16 protein-coding genes and 1 pseudogene are annotated in these 21,668 nt (G+C 56.9%); 5 read left to right on the plus strand and 12 right to left on the minus strand.

Going from position 1 to position 21,668, the window contains the following annotated elements; translation table 11 throughout:
- Window positions 1-137: 137 nt before the first annotated feature.
- Window positions 138-1,016, plus strand: a complete 879-nt coding sequence (locus QA648_RS34085; RefSeq protein WP_283054465.1) for a hypothetical protein — start codon at window positions 138-140, stop codon at window positions 1,014-1,016.
- A 230-nt stretch (window positions 1,017-1,246) separates the two neighbouring features.
- On the opposite strand, the gene QA648_RS34090 is transcribed toward QA648_RS34085, so the two are convergent.
- The 12 genes and pseudogenes from QA648_RS34090 to QA648_RS34145 all read right to left on the minus strand — a co-directional run bounded on the left by QA648_RS34090 (window position 1,247) and on the right by QA648_RS34145 (window position 15,210).
- On the minus strand, window positions 1,247-1,651 hold the full coding sequence (locus QA648_RS34090) for a GFA family protein (protein WP_283054466.1): 405 nt from the start codon (window positions 1,649-1,651) through the stop codon (window positions 1,247-1,249).
- A 522-nt stretch (window positions 1,652-2,173) separates the two neighbouring features.
- Entirely contained in the window at window positions 2,174-2,602 is a 429-nt protein-coding gene (locus QA648_RS34095) for an RES domain-containing protein (protein WP_283054467.1), read from the minus strand.
- A gap of 3 nt (window positions 2,603-2,605) precedes the next feature.
- Complete coding sequence (locus QA648_RS34100) at window positions 2,606-3,709, minus strand: hypothetical protein (RefSeq protein ID WP_283054469.1); 1,104 nt, start codon at window positions 3,707-3,709, stop codon at window positions 2,606-2,608.
- A gap of 701 nt (window positions 3,710-4,410) precedes the next feature.
- Window positions 4,411-5,160 carry a sulfite exporter TauE/SafE family protein gene (locus tag QA648_RS34105; RefSeq protein ID WP_283054470.1) on the minus strand — a complete coding sequence of 250 codons (750 nt, stop codon included), beginning with the start codon at window positions 5,158-5,160 and terminating at the stop codon, window positions 4,411-4,413.
- Between the two features lie 36 nt (window positions 5,161-5,196).
- Window positions 5,197-5,409, minus strand: a complete 213-nt coding sequence (locus QA648_RS34110) for a hypothetical protein (RefSeq protein ID WP_283054471.1) — start codon at window positions 5,407-5,409, stop codon at window positions 5,197-5,199.
- Between the two features lie 363 nt (window positions 5,410-5,772).
- Entirely contained in the window at window positions 5,773-6,768 is a 996-nt protein-coding gene (locus QA648_RS34115) for a helix-turn-helix transcriptional regulator (protein ID WP_283054473.1), read from the minus strand.
- A 618-nt stretch (window positions 6,769-7,386) separates the two neighbouring features.
- A complete protein-coding gene (locus QA648_RS34120; RefSeq protein WP_283054475.1) occupies window positions 7,387-9,423 on the minus strand; it encodes a methyl-accepting chemotaxis protein in 2,037 nt (678 codons plus the stop codon).
- Between the two features lie 1,568 nt (window positions 9,424-10,991).
- On the minus strand, window positions 10,992-12,449 hold the full coding sequence (locus tag QA648_RS34125; protein WP_283054763.1) for an FAD/NAD(P)-binding protein: 1,458 nt from the start codon (window positions 12,447-12,449) through the stop codon (window positions 10,992-10,994).
- Window positions 12,450-12,681: 232 nt separating this feature from the next.
- Window positions 12,682-12,827: pseudogene (locus tag QA648_RS34130) on the minus strand (IS110 family transposase); the annotation flags it as partial.
- Window positions 12,828-13,020: 193 nt separating this feature from the next.
- Window positions 13,021-13,383 (minus strand): hypothetical protein, encoded by a 363-nt coding sequence (locus QA648_RS34135; protein ID WP_283054476.1) that lies wholly within the window; start codon window positions 13,381-13,383, stop codon window positions 13,021-13,023.
- Between the two features lie 465 nt (window positions 13,384-13,848).
- Window positions 13,849-14,304 carry a phasin gene (locus QA648_RS34140; RefSeq protein ID WP_283054477.1) on the minus strand — a complete coding sequence of 152 codons (456 nt, stop codon included), beginning with the start codon at window positions 14,302-14,304 and terminating at the stop codon, window positions 13,849-13,851.
- A gap of 501 nt (window positions 14,305-14,805) precedes the next feature.
- The gene (locus QA648_RS34145) at window positions 14,806-15,210 is read right to left on the minus strand and encodes a DoxX family protein (RefSeq protein WP_283054478.1); all 405 of its coding nucleotides are present in this window, start codon (window positions 15,208-15,210) and stop codon (window positions 14,806-14,808) included.
- 535 nt (window positions 15,211-15,745) lie between these two features.
- Here QA648_RS34145 and QA648_RS34150 point away from each other — a divergent pair.
- From QA648_RS34150 to QA648_RS34165, 4 genes are all read left to right on the plus strand, one after another.
- Window positions 15,746-16,795, plus strand: coding sequence for a PHB depolymerase family esterase (locus QA648_RS34150; protein WP_283054480.1), 1,050 nt, complete (start codon window positions 15,746-15,748; stop codon window positions 16,793-16,795).
- 819 nt (window positions 16,796-17,614) lie between these two features.
- Entirely contained in the window at window positions 17,615-18,493 is an 879-nt protein-coding gene (locus QA648_RS34155; RefSeq protein ID WP_283054481.1) for a hypothetical protein, read from the plus strand.
- Window positions 18,494-18,863: 370 nt separating this feature from the next.
- Window positions 18,864-19,928 carry a helix-turn-helix domain-containing protein gene (locus QA648_RS34160; RefSeq protein WP_283054482.1) on the plus strand — a complete coding sequence of 355 codons (1,065 nt, stop codon included), beginning with the start codon at window positions 18,864-18,866 and terminating at the stop codon, window positions 19,926-19,928.
- A 966-nt stretch (window positions 19,929-20,894) separates the two neighbouring features.
- Complete coding sequence (locus QA648_RS34165) at window positions 20,895-21,500, plus strand: protein rhiA (RefSeq protein WP_283054484.1); 606 nt, start codon at window positions 20,895-20,897, stop codon at window positions 21,498-21,500.
- The last annotated feature ends 168 nt before the right edge of the window (window positions 21,501-21,668 follow it).

The raw sequence follows: 21,668 nt of genomic DNA on the forward strand, positions 1-21,668 counted from the left end.
GTTCGCTTGGCGGTATCTGTATTCGAGGAGAGAGTTGCCAAACATGCCGACAGCGCCTATCCATCTGGATAGTTTCTATATTTCCTTCCCTATGACTCCTCGCATTTTTATAAAGATTCGCGCCCATCAAAATGCCAATGCAAGCAAATTCAGCCGAATTGCGAGACGGGTGCCGCTCTTTCAGCGTCGACGATCTGCTGGCGAATACCTCTTTTGCCGCCGCTCTTCGCGATGCCGCATTGGAGTTGCTGGCAATCCATCGCACGGCCCCGAGAGTGGTGCGTTATGTCGCCGATCTGCAGAAGTGGCTGCTCAGCCAGGCGACCTTGGCAATGCATTTTGAGCACAAGCTCAATCCGAGCTGCCCGCCAGTGACGGTCTCCAATCTGAGAAAATTCTTGGTCGAGAACCATGTTGCCAGTCACAATACAGCGATCGCGCATCTGAAGGAGATGGCGCACTATAAGCTATTCGAGCCGGCAGAAAATGCGGACCGGCGCACCAACGCCATGCAGGCTGCAGCCCATACGGAACAGCTGATCCGGCAATGGCTCGACGGACATCTGCGCTCGCTTGACAGCATAGATGCAGGCAATCGATATCAATGGTCCAAAGCCGATCCAACGATACTATTTCGCGCCCAACCGCAAATCGCGCGTCGCCTCTTCCATCACCCAGACTGGTATAGCCCTCCCGAAAGCATCACGCTCTTCGTCAAGTCGGAATCCGGCAGCAACATATTGCACGATCTTATGTCGCGTGTGCCACCAACAGCGGACGTGGCTGAGCGCTCGTGGATAGGTGCTGTTTCGGCACGACTTGCCGCCGCCGACTATCTCATTTCCCGCACTCATACCGGCAGGATACTCGCGACCGCCCAGTCCAAGGCGCTATTGGGATGGGAGACGGCCACGAAGAGCGGTGACTGCTGGGTTTCGGCGAACCTGGTGCTCGACTATAGGCGGTGGCAGGCCGTGAAATTTTCCGTCATCTCACACGTCTTTGCGGATATCTAGGGTTTTTGGGCCGCCGGTATCCCTGTAGCTGTTGCGCAGTACTGCTGTGTAGCCCGCGCCCGCAATATCCCCGCTTGTCACTTCCGATGTCTGGGTTCGGGGCCTATGAATTCCCATTTTTCCTCAATGGGTCCCCACACGAGAAGGCCAGTGAAGTGCCAGCGGTGTTCGAATGTCCGGCGATTGCCGATGCGTGTTGGCGTCATCCCTTCAATCGACGCAATCCGCCATTAATCAGTTGGACGGCCTGGCAAATCGTTGATGGTTTCCACCCAGGGCAGCCGGGACGCTTGCCAGATTTGAAACCGGGGAGAAAGCTCGCGACGTTGGTCGATGGTTCCGACGCGTATACCGACATGCTCGGCAGCCTGGGCCTCGCCCGTCGTATAGATCGGCGACCCACAGTCGCCGCAGAAAAATTGCAGGCGCTTCTGACCGTTATCCGCAGTCTTAACGTAACATCGCGGTTCACCGGCCGTGATACGAAAATGCGCGCGTGGTGTACTGGCGGTCACACGATATGCCGAACCGGTGAGTTGCTGACAATCGTTGCAGTGGCAGATGCCGACGTCGTTGGGATCGATTTCTGCCTCGTAAGTCACACGTCCACAGTGGCACCGTCCTTGTATTTCCATGCGTTCAACTCCTCTTTGCGAGGCTGACATCTTGCACCAATTGTCGAGCTCATTGCACGCATTGATGAACTAGAACTCCTCCTCATTCCAAAAACGGAGCCAAGCGGCGCGCACTCCCCGTTGATGACGATCGGGCACAATCCGACGGAGCGATTGAAAAGTGTCAGTTCTACCTTCTTCGTATTCCAGTTGGCGACTTTTCCATGGGATGTCGGCAGGGGCAGACAAAACTGATTTCGAAATCGAGGCCGCTAATCCGGCGTATGCACGGCATCTCACTCTGCTGAAGCAATTGCTCGGTTAGCAAGTTCTTTGCGGCGGTGAGTTTTACATCCATCAAGGATTCCGGTTGATGTCGACGTTCTCGTTTGGCAGCGAGGCCCCGATGAGTTGCCCCGTCGTTACCCGTGGCAGGTAACGACGGGGCGCGGTCGCCGGCGCGGGTAGCATGGATACGACGGCGACAGGGCGATTGCTCTATATCAGACGATCTCCCAAATAGGAATTTCATGGCCAATTCACTCAGCGACAGGTGGATTGGATTCGCAGAATTCGGATCTGCTGCCCGACGTGGGATCGACGGGATGAGTTTTCGAAGCCGATCTCGAGTTCTTCTGCTTCCCGGAACTGGTTTCCATGCCCGGCTCCCTCAAGCAAGCGAAGCGGTGTCCACATGCGCTCTTCCACGAACGCTCGCCGGACGATGCGGTTCGCGGGCCTACGAAGAACGGTCTCCACGAATGCTCCTTCGAGACGCTGGGCGGCGTATAGGAGCCGGTACTGACCCGCCGGCGCATCGAACCGACCTTGAGGACTAGCGCCAGGCGGCGGGCCGAAGAAGACCGCACTATGGATCTTCTGATGAACGCGAACGACTACGTCGCCCGCGTCCAACGCAGTAATCCTCAGTGCGGAGGGAAAACGGGCTGTCGGCGCAGAAAAGGTTGGCACTCCTCAGCCCTCATCCACGCCAAGATAGGCTTTGGCCGCCGTTACGACGTCGCCGACGCGCCCTTCGGCAAGGATTCGCTGTGGTGTGTCTGCCAGGTTGGGATCAGGGTCGATTAAGAACTGCAACATCGACCATCGGCCTGCGCCGGAGGCATCAAAGAGTTTGGTCACCTTGGCCAAACCCTCTACCAAGCGCGTCTCGTTGCCATTGGCAACAAACTGGAACTTGGGAAGAACGATTTCCGTTCCGTGCATGAGACCAAATGCCGAGCCCAACTTGACCCGCTTATGGAGGGCCTGGCGGCTCGTGCCGAGCATCTTCGCGCCTTCCGTCAGGGAGACCCCGCCGCCGGAACGATCGAGAAGAGCAGTACTGATGTTGACGAATCTCTGCTCGTCGCTCAATTCGATCGCACTGGTTCCTCCCTCGACCTCCGCCAAGAGATCGGCCGAGAGCTGAAACTGGTCGGCGGCAAGATCGATGTGCTTTGCAAGCTCCGAGAAGGCTCGGGGCCTATCATATTGGCATAGCCGCAGCAGCTCGGTACGGGCCGGCGTCAGCTCGGTCAACAGAACGAAAGCATTGATTGCCAACTGTTCGGCGCGCGGGGTAGGAGTCCACCTGTGCAACAATGCCAGTCGAACTTCCCTCGATCGCGCGAGACAGTCATCAACGATGTGGGAATACCAGTTTCGCCTCTTTTGAACACGGTGAACCGACGAGCGCTGATGCCGGGGGAGCTCGAAATCCGACACTGATGCTTCGTGAAACGCAGCACCCATCAGAAATGCTGCCGAGTGGAGCCGCGAATTGAAGACGAACACAAGCTTCAAGGTAGGACTCGCTGAAACGTCAGGTAGAAGCGTCTCGCGAACGCGCATGTTCCAATGGCGAAATTCCTCGCTTTCTGCCCAATAGTGGTTCAATAGCCATTGATAACTAGTCGACTTCTCAAGACTTCGATCCATGTCACCGGCGGTTGATTGGTTGAATACAAGACCGGCAAGATACTCAGAGAGTGTCTGCCCTGCTTCTCGAGCATGCAGTTCTGCAGCAGCGCGGACGACTGGATCGATGTCGGTCGCAGATATCGTGTGTTCACTCATGGGCTACTCACGGCTCTCGCCGTCGCGAGAGCATTGCGTGGTTGATGGTCAGGGTTGATATATACGGCGATCAGAGCTGATTATCAACCCAGAGGCATCGAGCCATCAACGCCACCGCCCGCCTCGGTTTTCATCCCGAGCAGAGCAGCGTCGGCGAATGTGCCGGCCTCTCGACATTTCTGGAAAGTTGATCACACCATCGCGGCATCTCCAACTATACCCCGGCGCGAGTTTTTCCCCGGTTGCAGATGTGGTTCAGCGCCTCTCCGGCAAGTAATTGGCCCGGTCGCGTGATCTGGGCGCGAAAACCGGCCTTGACGCGTGCGGCGCAGAAAATCGAGACCGCCCACCCAATTGGTTTCACCCCAGCGTTGTTCGCCGACCATGGATGCCGAGGACACCCCAAACGTCGCCGTAGTGCATAATTGGATGAGCGTCTTGCGACTTAGTTATCGCGGCAATCGACACGACTGGGGCTATGGTTAACACCTGCAGCGCGGGAAGCGGCGAGTGCGGTTTCGGTTTTGAAGCTGGGTGAGTGAGTGACTCGGATGGCCCGGTTTGCAACGTGGCAGCCGATCTGCTGCTGAACACTGTGTTGCTCACTCTAAAACTACCGGTTTGTTTCTTTTGTTGCTTGCCCGGAACGCAACGCACCAAGTCCTGTTAGGGTACCCTTTACCGCACGGCATTGCTTTCCCTCAGCTCAACAGGAGCTTGGTGCCGGACACCAATAAGACGGCCGCGAGGATGAACCTGAGGGTGCGCTCGGAGAGGTACCGGCTACCTACAAGACTGCCAGCGACGCCACCTATGCCGACCGCGAGTAGCCACAGCGGGAGCGCCGAGGGAATAGACTTGATCGAGGCATAGGTGCCAGCGAGAGCTGCTGCCGAGTTCAGCAGATTGCATACGGCGGTAACGGCGGCGGTACGCCGCGCACTAACCCAGTTCATTGCGAGCATGATCGGCGCGAGGAAGATGCCTCCGCCTGTTCCTGTCGTTCCCGAGACGAAGCCGATCACCGCCCCCGTCAGCAGTGCGGGCAGGAAGGGAGGGGCCTCGGCGGCTTCGACTGCAACCTTTTTCGTTATCGCCGACCAAATCATCTGTACGCCCGACAGGATCAGAATGATCCCGACGAGGGGATAATAGACATGCATCGGCAACTGCACCGATCCGCCGAGCAGCGAGAACGGAAATCCGAGTATGGCGAACGGATAGAAGGTCCGCCAGGAGAACAGCCCCGAACGACAGAACTGGACGGTCCCAATCGCGGCGACGAGCAGGTTCAAGGCGAGTGCCGTGGGCTTCATCACCGTCGGCGCGAGCCCGAAGAGTCCCATAGCCGCCAGATATCCCGACGCTCCGGCCTGGCCGACCGCTGCATAGTGCGCCGCGACAATGAGGAACAGCACGGCGAGCGATGTGGCTTCGTCAAAAGCAGTCAAGTTCCGTAGCCTCGTGATAGGTGAGGAAAGGATGGACTAGGTGCGTTGCAAGTGCAGGACCAATGCCTGCGACCTTGTCAGCGATGTTGGCTGCATCGAGATGCTCTCGTTGATGTATCCCGGATCGCCGACGAGCACCACGGTTTCTATGTCGCGAGTGATCACCGAGTGCATGGTGGGACCCAGCAGCTTCGAAGAGACAACAGGAATGATCACTCGTTTGAACGCCCATCCCTGAGCCTTGTGCACGCTGATCGCCCAGCCGTGAATGAGCTACTCGAGGTCGGCGGTAGTGATCGCGTCTTCGGCGCCGTCGTCGAACCGCACCAAAGCCACCTTTGGTATGGCGCCTCGTGGCGACGCCCAGAGAGCCGTTCATGACCCCCGCGCAGATTGGATCCCCTTACCTTATTCGCCTCGACCATGGCGACGCGGAGAGCGATCTTGGAACGGATGGGTACCTGGATGCGTGGGAATTCAGCCCGAGCGAAATAGCCGATGCAATTGCCCAGAGAGTTCAGTTTCTCTAGCTCGCAGATCCGCCGCCCTCGATTTGTCCATCAAGAGGAGCCGCGAACACGCGCCGATATGGAACGGATATCGACGTGTGCTCTATGACGCCACACGCGGATTCTTCTCATAGCTGCGCCCGAGATCGTATTTCGGCAGGACACCAAAAGCCGTGCGATATTCCTGAGAGAAGCGGCCCTGATGTATAAACCCCCAGCGGCGCGCGATTTCACCAACCGTCGCAGATGGCGTGGCCGTCAACAGATCTTGGCGGGCGCCGTCAAGGCGAAGCTGCCTCAGATAAGCCATTGGAGTGACGTCCAAAAATCGTCGAAAATTGATCTGCAGTGCCCGCACGCTGACGCCCGCTGCCGCTGCCATATCGGTGATCGTGATAGGCATCGCAATATGTGCCCTGGCAAACTCCAGCGCTCTTCGAAGCTGGCGAGGGGCAATGGTCTGCACCGGCCATTTCGTCTGCGAAAACGTGTGAGGCAGATTCTGCACCATCAGCAGACAGAACATCTCTTGGAAGCTGGTCAGGGCAATGGGAGAGACTACGAGGTTTTGATTGGCGCAGATCTCATCCCGGAAGAACCGCATGAGCTTGAAAAGATGCGCCGCCGGCCCGGCCGTCAGATCCTGCAGGGGAACGAATTCGAAATCGACAGGCGGCAGACGTTCGAAGGTGCTGGTCAGGGCCGCGTGTACCGCGCTCCTTGGGACGCAGAATCCTTCCGCAACGGAGCCTGCGTGGATGTTAAGCCCGGAATAGCGGTCGGCTGTCGTCAGCAACCCCGTGCATGGCGTGATAGCATGATTTATGCCGCCTGTTGCCAGCTCGTAGCAGGTTCCATGCTCGACGAAAAACATGAAGTCATCATTCTCGATCGTGACGGAAAAGGCGCGGTCCGTTGAAGTCGATCCAGTCCAGCCCACCATTTCGCCGGCGCCATGAACACCGAATGAGAAAAGACCACGGCTGTCGGTACTGAGAGGCCGATAGAAATTGTCCTGCTTTTCACCGTTAAGCCATTCGGACACTTCACCCGTCGTGAGTGACGTCGCCTCGAGTTTAAGCGTCAAAATTTCGGTCAACTTGCCCTATCCAATCGCTGTTTTTTGTCGCGCGCGCTCGCAGTGACGGCAAACAATTGGCCCCCTGTCAGCTACTAACGAAAAATTGATTGCCCTCAAATAGCCTTTTCTGGCTATTTCGCTCATGTCTTCTTCATCGGACGAAAGGATTTGACCTTTGAGCAAGTGCGCCGCTCATGGCGCTATCAAGACGCGTATCAGTGTGTTGATGCGGTCCGTCTTTGCTCGGGGATTAACAGCGAGGCATGGCAATGGATGCAGCTTCCACAATATGGCGCTCGATCCAAGTTCCTTGCCGAGCAATCGCCCCAGCCAAATACCAAGTTCGCTTCCTCAATCACCGCCGGCGTATAGAGCCTGCCCTTATGTCGCTCACCTTTCTGGCGAGGGGCCGCAAAGCATGAGAACAATGGCGATGTCTCTCCCAGTCGTATAGCGACACATCCTTTCGCTCCTACGAACAGCGGTAGGATCCTGGTCACCGCTCATCGCGGGATCGAATCCGTTGCGCTAGGTCGTGCGCTGCGCATTTGATGGATGGGATCATGCCCTCTATACGCTGGATTGCTCTATAACGGCTTCTGGTACACGCCCGACCGGGGATGCCGCAGGCGCTGATCAGAATTCCTCCCAGGTGTCCCTGGCAACTGCGGTTGCTCCCTTGCTGCCCAACGCACCGGCAAGTTTGCGGCCGAGCGCCCGGGCCGGAGAGGCGATCGGCTTGTTTTCGGCGTTGACAGCGCGCGGGGCGAATACGGACACGTCGAGCCGGAAGCGAGCGATCAGTCCGGCGAGGTTCACCGCCTCGTCCGCCAGCCGGCTGGACGACGCTGTCGATTCCTCCACCATCGCGGCGTTCTGCTGCGTCACCTGGTCCATCTGGTTGACCGCGGACGAAACCTCGGAAAGCCCGGTCGACTGCTCCTTCGCTGCAGTGGCGATCGAATGCACGTGCTCGTTGATCTTGAGCACATGGCCCTGAATAAGCGACAGCGCTTCTCCGGTTGCTGTCACTAGCTTCACCCCGGAGTTCACCTCTTCGTTCGAGCGCGAGATCAGAGCCTTGATATCCTTGGCCGCACCGGCTGAACGCTGCGCCAGCTCGCGTACTTCCTGGGCAACGACGGCAAAGCCCTTGCCGGCGTCACCGGCACGTGCCGCCTCCACACCGGCGTTGAGCGCCAAGAGGTTCGTCTGGAAGGCGATCTCGTCGATGACGTTAATGATTTGCCCGATCTCGCCCGAGGCTTGCTCGATCTTGCCCATCGCCAGGACGGCATCCTTGACGACGACACTCGACTGCTCAGTGCTTGTCCGCGCCTCGTCGACCATATGGCTGGCTTCGAGCGCTCGTTCGGTCGAGCTTTTCACCGCCGCAGTGATTTCTTCCAAGGCCGCGGAGGTTTCTTCAAGTGAGGCAGCCTGCTGCTCGGTACGCTTCGATAGGTCGCCCGAGGACATGCGCATTTCACCGGCGCCGCCGTTGATCGTATCGATTGCAGAACGGACCTCGGAGAGGACGGAGCGCAGGTTCGCCATCGTGGCGTTGACGTTCTGCTGCAGCTCGCCGAAAGCGCCCTGGAAGTCGCCACGCATGGTTTCCGTTAGGTCGCCCTCCGCCAAGGCCGAGATCACGCGGCGCGTCTCGGCGACGCCACGGTCGACTGAGGTCACCAACTCGTTGACCTGGGCGGCGAAGTGGTTGAGTTCGGCATTGCCATAGTCCTTGCTGATGCGCTTCGTGAAGTCGCCGGCAACCGCTGCGCTGACGACCTCGCCGATGCTCGATTGGAGATCGGCGCTTTTCGCCTGTAAGGCGGCCTCTTGCGCATTCATATCCCGCACCCTGATGCCATTTTGTTTGAACACTTCAACCGCGCGCGCCATTGCGCCAATCTCGTCCTGGCGGGTGGCGAAGGGAACCTCCGTCTTAAGATTGCCGTCGGCAAGAGCGCTCATGCTGCCCGTCAGCTGGCCGATCGGACGGGCGACCGAGCGAGTGCCGAACAGGGCGGATCCGATCAGCAGCAGCACCATGGTGAATGCCATGCCGATGTTGACGGTGCTCGTAAACGCCTGCACTCGGTGGCTCTCATTCACGGCCTCGGTCGCAAGGTCCTTCGCGGCCTGGACGCCTTCGTCCAGTGTCTTTGCCATCGCTTCCGCAGTGACAAGCAGGGACGTGCGAAGTTCCTCCTCCTTGGCATCGATCTCATCGGCCGATGCGCCGCCGTTCGATCTGGCTTCGATGACCGTCGCTAAATCGCCGGCCATACCCGAATAGGTCTCGGCGAGATTCTTAACCGCCTGCACGCGATCCCTGTTTGCCGGGATCCACATCTGCGCCATCGCTTCGTCTAGATAGTTTTGCACGGAGCGGTAGCGCTCCTCCACGTAGGCCTTTGCCTTGGTCGCGTCATCGACTTTGCGGGCCAGGCGCAGGTCGCGCACGCCGATCTGCATGCCTCGCACGGACGCCTTCGCATCGACAAGATCGCGGGAAATGGTCATTTGAGCGAATGCGCGTGAGTTCACCTCGTTGGCATCCTGAGCGAAGATCCAGCTGACCAAGCTCGTGAGGACCATAAGAAGGATGCCTGCCCCGGATATGAGCGCGAGCTTGGTACTGATGCGTGAGAAAATGCTTGCAGACATTGGTTCAATTTCCTCCTTGGTGAAAATGTCCTGCTTTTCAGGCCGAGCTTTAAGGCAAATGCCGATCGAATCATTCGCCGGCGATGGACGGAGGGCCTCAACGGGGCAGACGCCAGATGTTTGTGTAGGCGTATCGTTGGCGGACACTCGGGTCACTACTGTCTTCCAATGGTTAAACTTAACAACGTCTAACCTGCGCGCGCTCAGGATACTTAAAGATGCGCAATACGGACAATTTTCGGAGAGTGGATATTTGGTGGACTTTATTGGACTAAATCATCGTTCGTCTTTTTGTGTCCGGTGGTCTTTCGCTATTGGCCAATAGTCCGGAGCAAGCCCATGGCGCATGAAGGGCGCATGGCACACAAAGAAAAAGCCGAACGCCCCATTCGCTCGTCCGGCTTCTCCCGCGACTACCTACCACAACCAGGGCAAACGGTCGGGTAGCGGTCGCTAGTCGAGCGCTCCCCCGATTTTGGGATGTATATCAGTCGCACTCCGCGCATGCGAACTACCAGGGCGGGTAGGTTGCCAAGAGCGACTACCTGTTTCGCAACGGTCGCTATCACTCGTGACCTTTCCGTAGCTCTGCCTCGTACCCCTGAGCAATGCCGCTGTTATGGCCAGACCGAGCGGCCAATCAGCTCAGTCTGCAAAATCGGTAGAAGCCCACTCCCTTCTGGCCAGGGGCGATAGCGCGATACTGACCTTCTCCCCCGACCAGCCGCACATAGCGAATCGTCGCGCCTAGCTCTCGCAGCCTGAAGGAGGCAAACGACAGGACTTCGTAACTCCGCCGATGGCCGTCGCAATCAAGGAACGGACGACAGTAATCGATCTCGATCGCCGGCAGGCCTGCTGCAGACCTCCCGCTTACCGTGTCAGGCAGCTGGCGTAAATTTTCTTGCTGGAGTGCAGATTGATCTCAACGGCTTCTGATAAAATTGCCCATCAAGTACCGCTAGCGCCGGCCGCCAAGGCAGCTTGCTGTCAAACCGCCCAGCTGCTGTAAGCGGCAGCAACTAGCGTTTGGGCGGCCCCCATGGTGCCTTCCATCCATAACGGGTAACGCTCGTACCTTCCCTCTGCAGCACCTTGTCATTCACGAGCGTCTCTAGGGCATGAGCAAAATCAGCCTTTGATAAATCAGTGTTTGCAGCCAGAAATTCCGGTAGCATGTCCCAACTGTTCACATGACCGTTGCTGTCCTTCAGCTTATGGTAAGCGGCCATAACTGCTTGGGCTGATTTAATCCTTCGGTATGGCATCCCCTTCCCTTCCCTCACCTTGGAAAAAAGATGCGCGGTGCATTTAGCGTGCCATGGAGGTCGGACACTTCATTGGTGAGGAGGTTTGAGCTAAGTCTGCAAGCAGGTACTTTTCATATTCTTGCTTTATGACTTTGCCACTCGCCACCATGCGATCAAGCGCGCCGTTTATCATCGCGCCGAATGGTTATCACGGCGGACGCTCCAGCCGTCCCGCCACAAATGTGAGCCAGGCGTTGAGGCGCGTTCCGGCGGCACGGCGCCGCGGAACGGTTTGATGCGGTGGGAAAGGTGAAGACTTCAATTGCTTGGCGTCGATCGGATTGGCGTCCTTCGCGTCCCTGTGAAGTGAATCCGTCTCATTCGCTCGACAATCCTTTCCGCCTGATCAACAATTTCAGGCACCGAGGTAAGTTCACCGAACGTCCCCCGGGCCAACGGGCCGGCAATGAACAGGTCCTCGACGGGTGTCCCGTCCCATGCCACGGCGCGATTCTCGCGATCGCATTTGATGCCGAGACCATGCGGATCCTTTGTAATCAAAGCGACACGCTCGAGGTCCAACAAACAGGCCTGGCTGCCGATTACATTCTCATGATCGGGGCCGGTTGCGAGGATCAGCCACTGCACGCGATCCTTCTTTATATTGCCATGCGGCGCGGTTGCGACGTCGACTAAAATGTCCTGGCTGTCGCATGCGGCGGAAACAATTCTTCCAGCACGAACGTGGAGGCGACCAGCTGCTGTCTCCCGGGCGACGAGTTCCTTGATTTGAGGGGGCATCCGGAAGCGGTGGATTTCGAACCATCTACGAAGATGCCGCAAAAAACACCGTTGCTCCTCGGGTGGCAGCGCTTGCCATATAGCCTGCCCCTGATGCCGCAGAGCATCGAAGACGATCTGCCAGGGCAATCTTTTTTCCGTTACGTCAGTGATAGCCGATCGTACCTGTTGCAGAAGGCAAAGCGCCGTCTTAGGAAAGCGTTTTAGCAGATCACCGTCCAGCGTGAGACTTCCGGTTGCCTGGGGCCGCGGCAGAAGCCCTGAACGCGACAACAAAGTGATCTCTCCGCTATGACCGCGAGCGCGCAAGGTTGCTAGCACGTCAAGCGCGGTCAATCCGGCACCGATGATCCATATATTGTCCATTTGCTGGATCTTTTGAAAAGCGCCAGGGGTAGAAGGATTCGAGACAAAACGTGGATGAAATTGCAGCGCAGAAGTAATTTGTGCTGGTGTCCTTGGTGGCGGATGACCGGTAGCAACAACGACGATGTCGGTGTGAAGGATCGTCCCGGCATTGCCTTCGATTCGCCAGCGGCCATTTTGTCGACGAATGCGCTCGACACGCTCGCACACATGCAAGATTCTGCCATTTTCGAGAAGCGGTCGCATCTCATTGTCCATGAAGTGCGCAAAATCACCTCTCCGCGCATAGATTGCTCCCTCCGTTCCAGCCTCCGGATCTCGCCCAGACCGACCGGTTTCACAAAACCAGCGGGCGAACCTGTGCGGGTCTCCCGGTATTGCCCGCATCCGGTGGGCGGCAACGTTTAAGCGAAGTGATGGATCATTCGTGTCGTAAGCAACGCCGGCACCAAGGCGCGACCTTGGCTCGAAGACGACAATCTCCTCAGGCTCGAATAGGCCCGAGAGTGCGAGTAGGCGACTTATCGTTGCCCCGGTGAACCCGCCTCCGACGATGGCGACCCGGCTCACGGTAGTCAACGAAGGCAGCGGTTCTTGCAAGGACTGCATCGGTTTCAATAAACTCAACTCCCTTCGGAAACGGCGCCTGCAACTGTTATATACCTAATTTATAGATTCAATCTACAAATATGCTATGTGTTTGCCAGGGCCCGGAATTTACCTCGATTGTCTGTGGTTGATTTCCATTTGGAGTCGACAATGATATCGCCGCGAGGCCGACGGCCGACAGGAAGATGTCGGCTATCCTAGCGGGTGGCGATGCGTTGGAAATCCTTGAGGCGCGCCCTACCGCCGAGAACTGACGCGGCACGGAACCGAGCTCGGCGGCAAAGTTGCGGCCGTATCGAAAGCTCTCCATCGGCGGGGCAAAGGCTTCGAGGTGAGAGCGATCAAAGCAAGGCCAATCCTAGGGATGGTCCGCAAGCGTCGCGCCGTATCCACTTCAACTGCCAGCGCCCTTGATCTTCCCGGTCTAGAATTGATGCGGATCGCCTTCTCGGTAATCTGTTCCAGCAAATCACGGCCCTCCTCGCGCATCAAATCGGGCAACTCAGCTCAGGGCATTCAATCCCGTCGAGCTGACGATTTCCTTGTGGAGCAATATGGCCATATCTGCACACTAGATACAGGCGACGACATCGCGCGCCAACATTTCCTCATAGGCAGGAAGCAGGGCGGCAAGCGCAGCCCTTTCAATCGCCGAGTTCGCCGGCCACCAAACGGTATAGCGACTCTCGACCTTGGCACTTGGCGCGTAGACCCCTAGAATCCCTTCTGCGTGCTTAACCAAATGGACACCGCTCACCCTCAATCCAAGGTCGGGCAACCATATGTCACCCACGGCCAGGATTTCATAGCTGTGGCTACCATTGTCTCTCCATTTTCGAATGTACAAAACTTCAGCTTTCATACGGGCGATACCATCTGCGATAATGCAGGATCGCTGCGGGCAATGTGCATGCTTGTTTTCTGAAACTCCCACATGGACAGCCTCCACCTCGCGGATCTGACATGCTGCTCGCCATCCGCCGTCGGCTTTCACAGCAACTCGCGCTTACATTCATATCGCCAGCGCTGAAAACCTTGGACCCTGCTCTGATTTCCACGAGAGCGATGTTCCTGGGTCCGTTGTTGCCTTGGTGGCTCGACCAGGCCTTACACTGGCAGGACGGACTCACTCGAAACAACCCCGCCGTTAGCTCACCGTTTCCACCGCCTCATAGCTTCTGAGAAGGCCCATGCCGATATTGAGCGCGATCACCAGACTGGCTTTCGTGTGATCGCCGCCGTAACCGCAATCCGTCAAGTTGATTTGAATCTTGCTTAAACTTCGTCAGAAGAAGCTTGGATCACGATCCGTCGATCGGCGCCGCCGATCTCAATGGACCTGACTGAGCACGGTATACACCAACAGCTCACACCGGCGGTGCTTTAGTACGGCGCCGCTCTACCTCGCCTGGAGGTCCGTCAAAACTTTGTCAGATGCATCCCTTATCGGCTTTGAGATCTCCGCCGCCGCCTTGGTAACCAGAGCCCCGAATTCCTTCGCGTTCTCAATACTTGCATTTACGCGCTTGTGCAGGAAACTTGACTGCAGTTCGAAGAGCTGCGATGGCGAAGTTGCGCTCAGTAATGCTTGTAAATGCGAGAAGCTGGCCTCGGTATTGGCCTGCAGTGCGGCGACCGTCTTTCGTGACAATTCGTACCCGACCTCTTTCGTAGTTTCGAAGATCGGGGTGAGTATTTTCTGGGTCTCTTCAGTGCTTGAGGCAAATTTCAAAAACACCTCGGCCAACTGCTTGTTCCCCTTTTCTACGACGTCGCCGATCTGATCGGCCATCTTGAGAGGCGACGATGCTAAGTTTTGGATAGTTTCAAAGGATCTTTCTGAAACCTTGGTCATTGCGTTTTTTCTCCTTCTTGACGTTGGTGTGACCGACGATGTCGACAGGAACCGCGACGATCTTGGCGAAGTCGGGGTTTGTACTGCCGCCCGCCGGCCATGCGTGGCTATTTCGTAGGATGCGGATTTGAAAAAGATCTGGCATTTGTCCGCCGTTCCACTCGTTTCATGACCCGACATCACATGGTTCGTTGCTTCTGGTCGCCAACGAGGATACGCAAGCTTCATGCCAACTGTGAGTGCCGCTCAAAGCGCGTTTCTGCTTGCGGTCCCGGTGGCTTAGCGGCTCGTAGAGGAGAGTGGGCCGAACCACTCGTCGCGATCTCGACAAATGCGACAAAGGGCGGTGGCTACCCGACATTTGCGAAAACAGCGGCAAGACCTTTGCGCAGGAACAACGGGTTCACCCATAGTCTCCACGCAATTTGGATCGCTTTGTGCCCAGTCATTCGCGGTTATTATCGGACCCCTTGAGGTCTCGCCGCAGTCACGAAGTCCCGCTCATATCAGTTTGATCTTGGCGTCAAGGCTCCACGCTCCCGGACCGGCCAAAGCCAGGTAGAGGAACACGAAGCAAAATAGGATCGCGGCATCGCCGCCGTTAAGCACGGGAAAGATACTATTGCCCGGCAAATGTATCATCCAATAGGCGACCGCCATTTGACCTGACAAAAGAATGGCGACCGGTCTCGTCAGAACGCCAACCAGAACAGCCAGGCCGCCGATCACCTCCAGAAGCCCCGCAGTCAACATGAAGGGTGATAAACCAACTAAACCTTCTGTTCCGGCGACGCCGTCTGAAGGGAAGCTAAATAGCTTCATGGTGCCATGTTCGATGAATAGGAGCGCGGTAACGATCCTCAGCACGGCAAGTGCCGTCTGCGCGTGTTTCGAAACATCCTTCAAAGCAGTCTCCACTTTTTGTTTGTCTCGTCATAAATGCCTGGTCGATTGTCATTCGAATTAGATTGCGCCGGGGCCGTTAACGCGGACCACAGCGGGTCATTTCTCGCAAATATCGTGCCAGAGGAACGGCCCGGAAGCGTACGATGGCGCTGTGCAGGAGGGATAGGCTTCTGGGTGCGAAATCGTGGCAAACGATTCTGAAGCTTTGCAGGGTCAATATTCATAGGGCATCCGCGACATCGACAAGCTCGCCGTGTCTGGCAATCATCTGCTGACCTTGTTCGGACGACCGCGCACCGCTTGATGGGTAACCTGCGCCGATTTTCGATTAGCCAACGTGGCGCGGGCGGCCCCGAGGTTAAGGAGAAAATCTACTCACAAAGCTTTATCGAAGTCGGCGTCGGTTCCGCTGAGCATAGGTGGATACGCCATATTAATAGGACAAAGCAGCCGAACTAGCGTATTGTGCACTGCAGCACGAAGAGCATCTTGCTACGTGTCCCATGATCGCCTCCGGCGACAATAAGGAGGCGATATGCGATTCCTTTTAGACGGATTTAAACGAGTTGCTAGATCTCATAAAAGAAGCGCCGCCGCTCCAGCACCGGCGACGCTGTCCCGGCTGCAAACCTTCGGTTCAAACCCCGGAGCGTTGCAAGCGTGGTACCATGTTCCCGAAGGCCTGACGAAGGCGCCGGCGTTGGTGGTGGTTCTCCATGGATGTGGGCAGAATGCTGCTGGATATGATCAAGCCGCGGGGTGGTCGAAAGCCGCAGAGGATTTCGGGTTCGCCGTGCTTTACCCGGAACAGATTCACACGAACAATCCCAAGCTATGTTTTAACTGGTTCAACTTAGGCGATATTCGCCGAGGCCAGGGAGAGGTGCACTCCATATGGCAGATGGTGGAGACCATGACCACCGAACATGGCATCAACCGTGATCGAATTTATATCACCGGACTATCGGCGGGCGGCGCGATGGCGAACGCCGCCCTTTGTGCCTATCCCGAGACCTTCGCCGGTGGCGCAATCATCGCTGGCCTCCCTTATGCCGTTGCTACATCAGTACCGGCAGCCTTCGATCGCATGCGTGGGCACGGCATCCCCAATGAGGAATGCCTGCAAGAACGGCTGGCCGAAGCCTCGTCTCATATAGGTCCCTGGCCGACGATTTCGGTGTGGCACGGCACAATTGACGGGACGGTCGCACAAGCGAACGCCAGTGCGATCATAACTCAGTGGAGCGGCGTCCATGACGTCCCGCTCAATCCCTCGTCGGTGAAAACGGTCGACGGGCACAAAAGGCTGGCCTGGCGAGATCGATTTGGCAGGGACGCAATCGAGCTTTACCTCATAGAACGCATGGACCATGGGACGCCACTCGATGTCGCATCGGGCTACGGACAAATCGCGCCGTATATGCTGGACGCAGGAATCTCCTCTACCCTCCACACTGCGCGCTCGTGGGGCCTGACTCCCGCATTTCGACGACGGCTGAAAGGGATTGGCTACGTCCGGACAACAAGGCCAGCTCAGGTGACCGGCGATCTCAGCCCTACTGGTCGGAAGACATTCAAGTGGTGACCGAAAGGCAGGATTAATTCGCTGACATCGCCAGCTCGGGACGCGGGGAAGCATGCGTTGCCGACAGGTTCTGAATCATTGATTTGGATTTCTACCATCCTCCAGGTTCGATGAGGAGCCCTCAGGGCAGGTCCAGACGGATCCCATTGCCCTTTATAGAGCCTGAAGCACGGACGATCGCTAGAGTTTATCACCAAGATCCCACCCGCGTGGTGGCGATGGCAAGCATTGTGGGAGATCGGTAAAACGGTCATGAGGCCAACGCGGACAGTCAATACATACGTGAACATCTGACGTAGTGCGGAGGCATCATTCTTCCTTCAAGCGACCGAACACACATCATGAATGAGCTTATCGCGACCTATCCCGATCTGCCGGAGCTTGACCGCCTACTGGCAGCAAATTGAATTTCTCTCCGAAAAGATACCGGTGCTGGACAAGGCACTTCATACGGGTGTCAAACAAGGATGATCTCACCACACGACTTACGGACGACCCCTGTCTCCTCGTTCGCGGAGAACCTCCTTGCAGCACCTCATTCCGTTTCCACCCAAACCCGCAATCGACTACCCTGCCAAGCTTCGAATGCCTCTCACCGCTATTTCAGTGACCCGAAATGGTAGATTTGTTGGCGCGCGCATCTGAAATGCTGAGCAGATGCGGCTGAGATGCCGCACCTTTCAAATACCACTGACAGACAATCCACGCAGGACGCATGAAAGGTCACTGCTTCTTTCTTCTTAATTCAGCCGCCCGACGATTGTAGAAGGAAAGGATTGCCCGTCTGACGATTCTGAAGGTTTTAAGGTAACAACATTCATGCATGATGCTGTCGCTATTCGTTCCGGTATTGCACAGGCAATTGTCAACCGAAAAGGAGCAGAGCTAATTGGGTGGCAGGTCGGTGCAAACGACCTCCTCTGGTCGCGGCGCCCCCCAGGTTGGAACCAAGCTTGCCCCCTGATGTTTCCTTCATGCGGATGGAGTGAGTCTTCGCTTGTCGAAATAAAAGGGCAATCTTATCCGATGCCTGTTCACGGCTTCATCAGCATGCAGGAATTTGACGTGGTTTCCATCTCGCAAAGCGAGGTGACTTTAGAAACATCTGACGATGAATTCACGAGAACAATGTATCCGTTTCGTTTTATTTTCAGAATTACGTATAAAATTGTAGATAGTCGACTGAACGTCGATATTTCGGTAAAAAACACCTCCCATGGTTCGTTCTTGCCTTATTCCATTGGAATACATCCAGGATTTAGATGGCCGTTATCGTCTGCGCGCAAAGATACCTGGCGGCTGCAATTCGAGAAATTGGAATCCCCTTTGGTCCCATGCATATCTTCCGAAGGTCTAATTCAAGGTAGCCAACGGAAAATTTCCCTCCACGGACGGTACCTTCATTTAAAGGAAAGCCTTTTCCAAAATGAAGCCCTTTGTTTTTTGAATGCAAACAGTAAATGGCTGTCGCTTGTTGGGGAAAAGGCCTCTATTAGGATTGAGGCACCAGATGCACGTCACTGGGTTGTATGGTCTCTCCCACTGCAAGACTTCCTCGCGTTAGAACCATGTACGGGTCACGGTGACATGGAGGGCAGACGCATCCCATTTGACGAGCGGGACTATAATGTCAACCTCGCCCCAGGAGAGGAGCAGCTATTCCGAGTACGATTTGAGTTTGCGCAGCATGAAGAGTAGCCCTCAAAAGAGTTGCACTATCGGGCATATCGGCGGCGATGCGTTCAGTCCTCTATTTTGCCAGCTTGTCCGCAAGACCCACGCCCTCTTCGATAATTGTTGAAACAAAGGACATGCCAATGCCGTATCGCATGCTGTCGATGCTGCGGAAGGCGTCGCATTTAAACAAAGTTTGCAGGGGCAGAAGTATAGACGTATTCCCATGACGGTTTGTCACCGTCTCACGGCGACGGTCTGCGGTGCAACAGTCCTGCAGATCACCGTGCCATTAATAAAGAAATCTCTAAAATGTATAAACTGAATATGTTTATACGTTTGCAAAATCAAATTGTTAGCTGCAACTATGCCTCTTCCGTTTGGGGAGGGGCCTGTGCATACATCGGACGAACTCACCTCTGCGACGAGCGGAGAAAGTGCAGTCCCGAGCTTTCATTTTGCCACGGCGGGTAATCGCTTTCCCTTTGAGGCATGGCGTTCTCTTCTCATTGTACTGTTCGACAGTTTCCTGCCGGATACATCGCCATCCGGCGGGTTCGAGGCCAGTCTCATAGTCCATCACTTCGGCACGTTTCTGCTCTGCCGGAGCGTTGTCGACGGCGGGCGATATCGGCGGACGCCGGCCCGCCTTGCACGTGATGACATCGACCACATTGTCATTTCCTGCCTGCTGCGTGGCGCTGTCACGCTGGCCCCCCCTGCTGCCCGGAGGCTATGTCCGGGCGACGTGGCCGTGCTGGATCTCTCGGCGCCAATGGCTTTTGCCATGAAAGCCGCAGAGACGATGCACCTGATCCTTCCGCGCACATTGCTTCCATCGGCAGTGGCGCCGGTGCAGCCGATCCCCGGCCGGATCCTTACCAAGGACGCCGCGATGGGTATAATTCTGCGCAAGTTCCTGGAAGCGTTGTGCGGGGCCGCACGCAGCCTGTCCGCCGGCGAGTTGCTCGCTCTCGGGGCCTCCGTACCTGATCTGCTCGCATCATCGCTGGGACCGGGTTCTCCGGTTACGCCAAGGGACGCAAGGGGCAACCTCTCGCGCCGGTTACGCCGCCACATCGAGGAAAACCTGCATCGCCGTGACTTGAGTCCGGCCGGGTTGACCCGGGACCTGGGTGTTTCCCGCAGCCAACTCTATCGCCAATTTGGGACCGAAGGCGGTGTCGAGACCTATATCCGCCGCCGCCGTCTCAGACGCTGCCTACTCATTCTTTGCGATCCGCGCCATGCTGACCGCCGCATCGCCGACATCGCCTATGAAATGGGCTTCGCAGACGAGGCCCATTTCAGCCGTCTGTTTCGCCGAACCTTTGGACTTTCACCGAGAGCTGCCCGCACCGCCGCCCGGCTGGGCGAGGGATCAGGGCTGGGCACATTGTTGCTGCCGCCGGCTGGCGCCTCGTTCGCACGTTGGCTGACCGGCCTGGGCAGCAGCTGACGTCTTGCTGCGAACGTCGGGACGCTGGTCCAAGTTTTTGGAACGCCAGCCCACAGACACCCCCCGGTGGACCAAGTAGGATCATCTCAACTCAAAAGGACAACCGACCGACCACCTTCTGAAAGGAAGCGGATCAATGTCTAAACCGACTGCAATCACTAACGCGCCGGGCAACGCACCTGTGGCAAGCGAAATCAACTTAAGGCTGACTGTCATCAACAGGTCGAGCGCGCCGGGCACACGGTAGTTCAGCGTCTTTCCGCCGAAACTGAAAAGCCTCGCACTTGAGACAGACGCAGATCATCGCGCCCCTCGTGTCTTGCCCGGGCACGCAGACCTCCGCCTCAGATCCTCAACAGGAGGGGCGGAAGCGGCGGGCTGACCCTGCTGGCTTTTCGTGGCAAGGCGCTCGTCGGTGCGCAGAAAACCAAGGTTTCGCTGGGCGATAGCGTGACAGTGCCCTTGAATAACGGCACCGTCTCCTTTGTCCGGAAAAAGGCAACCTCGAAGGAAAACATGCACGTGACTTTCGCTTCGGGAACCTCGACGGACGGCTTTATCGGCCTGATCGCCGGACCTGCGCCGATCCTTAGGCGATCCAGAAAGCCTGGGCTCGCTCAGCCTTGAACCTGACCTGTCGCCGACGGCTGCTTTTGATTTTTGGCAGGCCCTTCCGGTTCCAAAACTCCGATCAATCGGACATGGGCCGCGCAACGAACATCTGTTTCATAAAGGGTTCGGAAAGCAGCAATCCTGCGGCCAGCACACAAATCACCGTGGCCCGGACGATCTGATCGTCCAAACCGCCTGAACCGATCGACCTTCCCGGCCTCACGTCGCGAGCCGGGTAGCTCCTCGCCGCTTTTCCTTCACTCGCGGCGAGGGATAGACCGGCACCGTTCTAGCCCCGGGTGGTGCCGGTCACACCCTAAGTACCGGGCAATACTCAAACGAAAGGAAGTGCAAATGAAATATTCCCTGACCTGCATCAACAACTCGCAGCTTCATGGCAGCTTCGCGGTCTTCCAGAAAGCCCCGCCGACCACGATTCCTGGCGACGTGTTTTCGCTCGCCTGGTTCGCCCGTGCGACCGCACCGGGAAGTCGCGTAGCGTTTACATGGGACATCGAATACAGCTTCGTCTGGTCGGAAACCGGCCTACTGCAGCCTGGCATCAATTTTTCGGCTACGCAGACCGTGCCTGCCGATCCGGATCGCCAGAACCTGATCCAACTGACGAAGGATCAGTATAGGGCGACAACCTTCGGCAAGCAAAGCGGCGGGGGCGCGCTCGGTTCGCTCACCATCCACCAGCTGTCCAATGTCGAACCCGACAAAACTTCCGTCGGTATCGGCATGTCCGGCTCGGGCACCTTTGCTGTCCAGGCGGCTCCCAACATGACGGCTGTCTTTACCCCACACCCGAATTACTGGGTTGTCTTCGGCAATTATGAGACCGGCGACGTGATGGACATCCAAGATGTGACCAACGCCGTCGAGGTCACCTATGGTGGCTCGCTCACGTCCCGGACGGCGGTCCTCGACATTGAAAATCTGATCAGAATTTCCTGATCATGGACCGACGGCGGCTGGCAAGCCGCCGTCACCCCGGCAGGTCGCAACGCAGTCTGGAGCACAGCCCTCGAACTGCAACAGGTTGAGAGCCCCTCCCCTCACCAGCGGCATCGACCCCGGCCCAATCCAGTTCTGGAGGCGACCAGCATTGGTCTCTCACAACAC

Source organism: Rhizobium sp. CB3171, from assembly GCF_029714265.1.
Taxonomy (GTDB): Bacteria; Pseudomonadota; Alphaproteobacteria; order Rhizobiales; family Rhizobiaceae; genus Rhizobium.

Coding starts and splice junctions, on each gene's coding strand:
- QA648_RS34085 (WP_283054465.1), top strand. CDS start 138: ATGCAAGCAAATTCAGCCGAATTGCGAGACGGGTGCCGCTCTTTCAGC.
- QA648_RS34140 (WP_283054477.1), bottom strand. CDS start 14,304: ATGACCAAGGTTTCAGAAAGATCCTTTGAAACTATCCAAAACTTAGCA.
- QA648_RS34150 (WP_283054480.1), top strand. CDS start 15,746: ATGCGATTCCTTTTAGACGGATTTAAACGAGTTGCTAGATCTCATAAA.
- QA648_RS34155 (WP_283054481.1), top strand. CDS start 17,615: ATGCATGATGCTGTCGCTATTCGTTCCGGTATTGCACAGGCAATTGTC.
- QA648_RS34165 (WP_283054484.1), top strand. CDS start 20,895: ATGAAATATTCCCTGACCTGCATCAACAACTCGCAGCTTCATGGCAGC.
- QA648_RS34125 (WP_283054763.1), bottom strand. CDS start 12,449: ATGCAGTCCTTGCAAGAACCGCTGCCTTCGTTGACTACCGTGAGCCGG.
- QA648_RS34100 (WP_283054469.1), bottom strand. CDS start 3,709: ATGAGTGAACACACGATATCTGCGACCGACATCGATCCAGTCGTCCGC.
- QA648_RS34120 (WP_283054475.1), bottom strand. CDS start 9,423: ATGTCTGCAAGCATTTTCTCACGCATCAGTACCAAGCTCGCGCTCATA.
- QA648_RS34090 (WP_283054466.1), bottom strand. CDS start 1,651: ATGGAAATACAAGGACGGTGCCACTGTGGACGTGTGACTTACGAGGCA.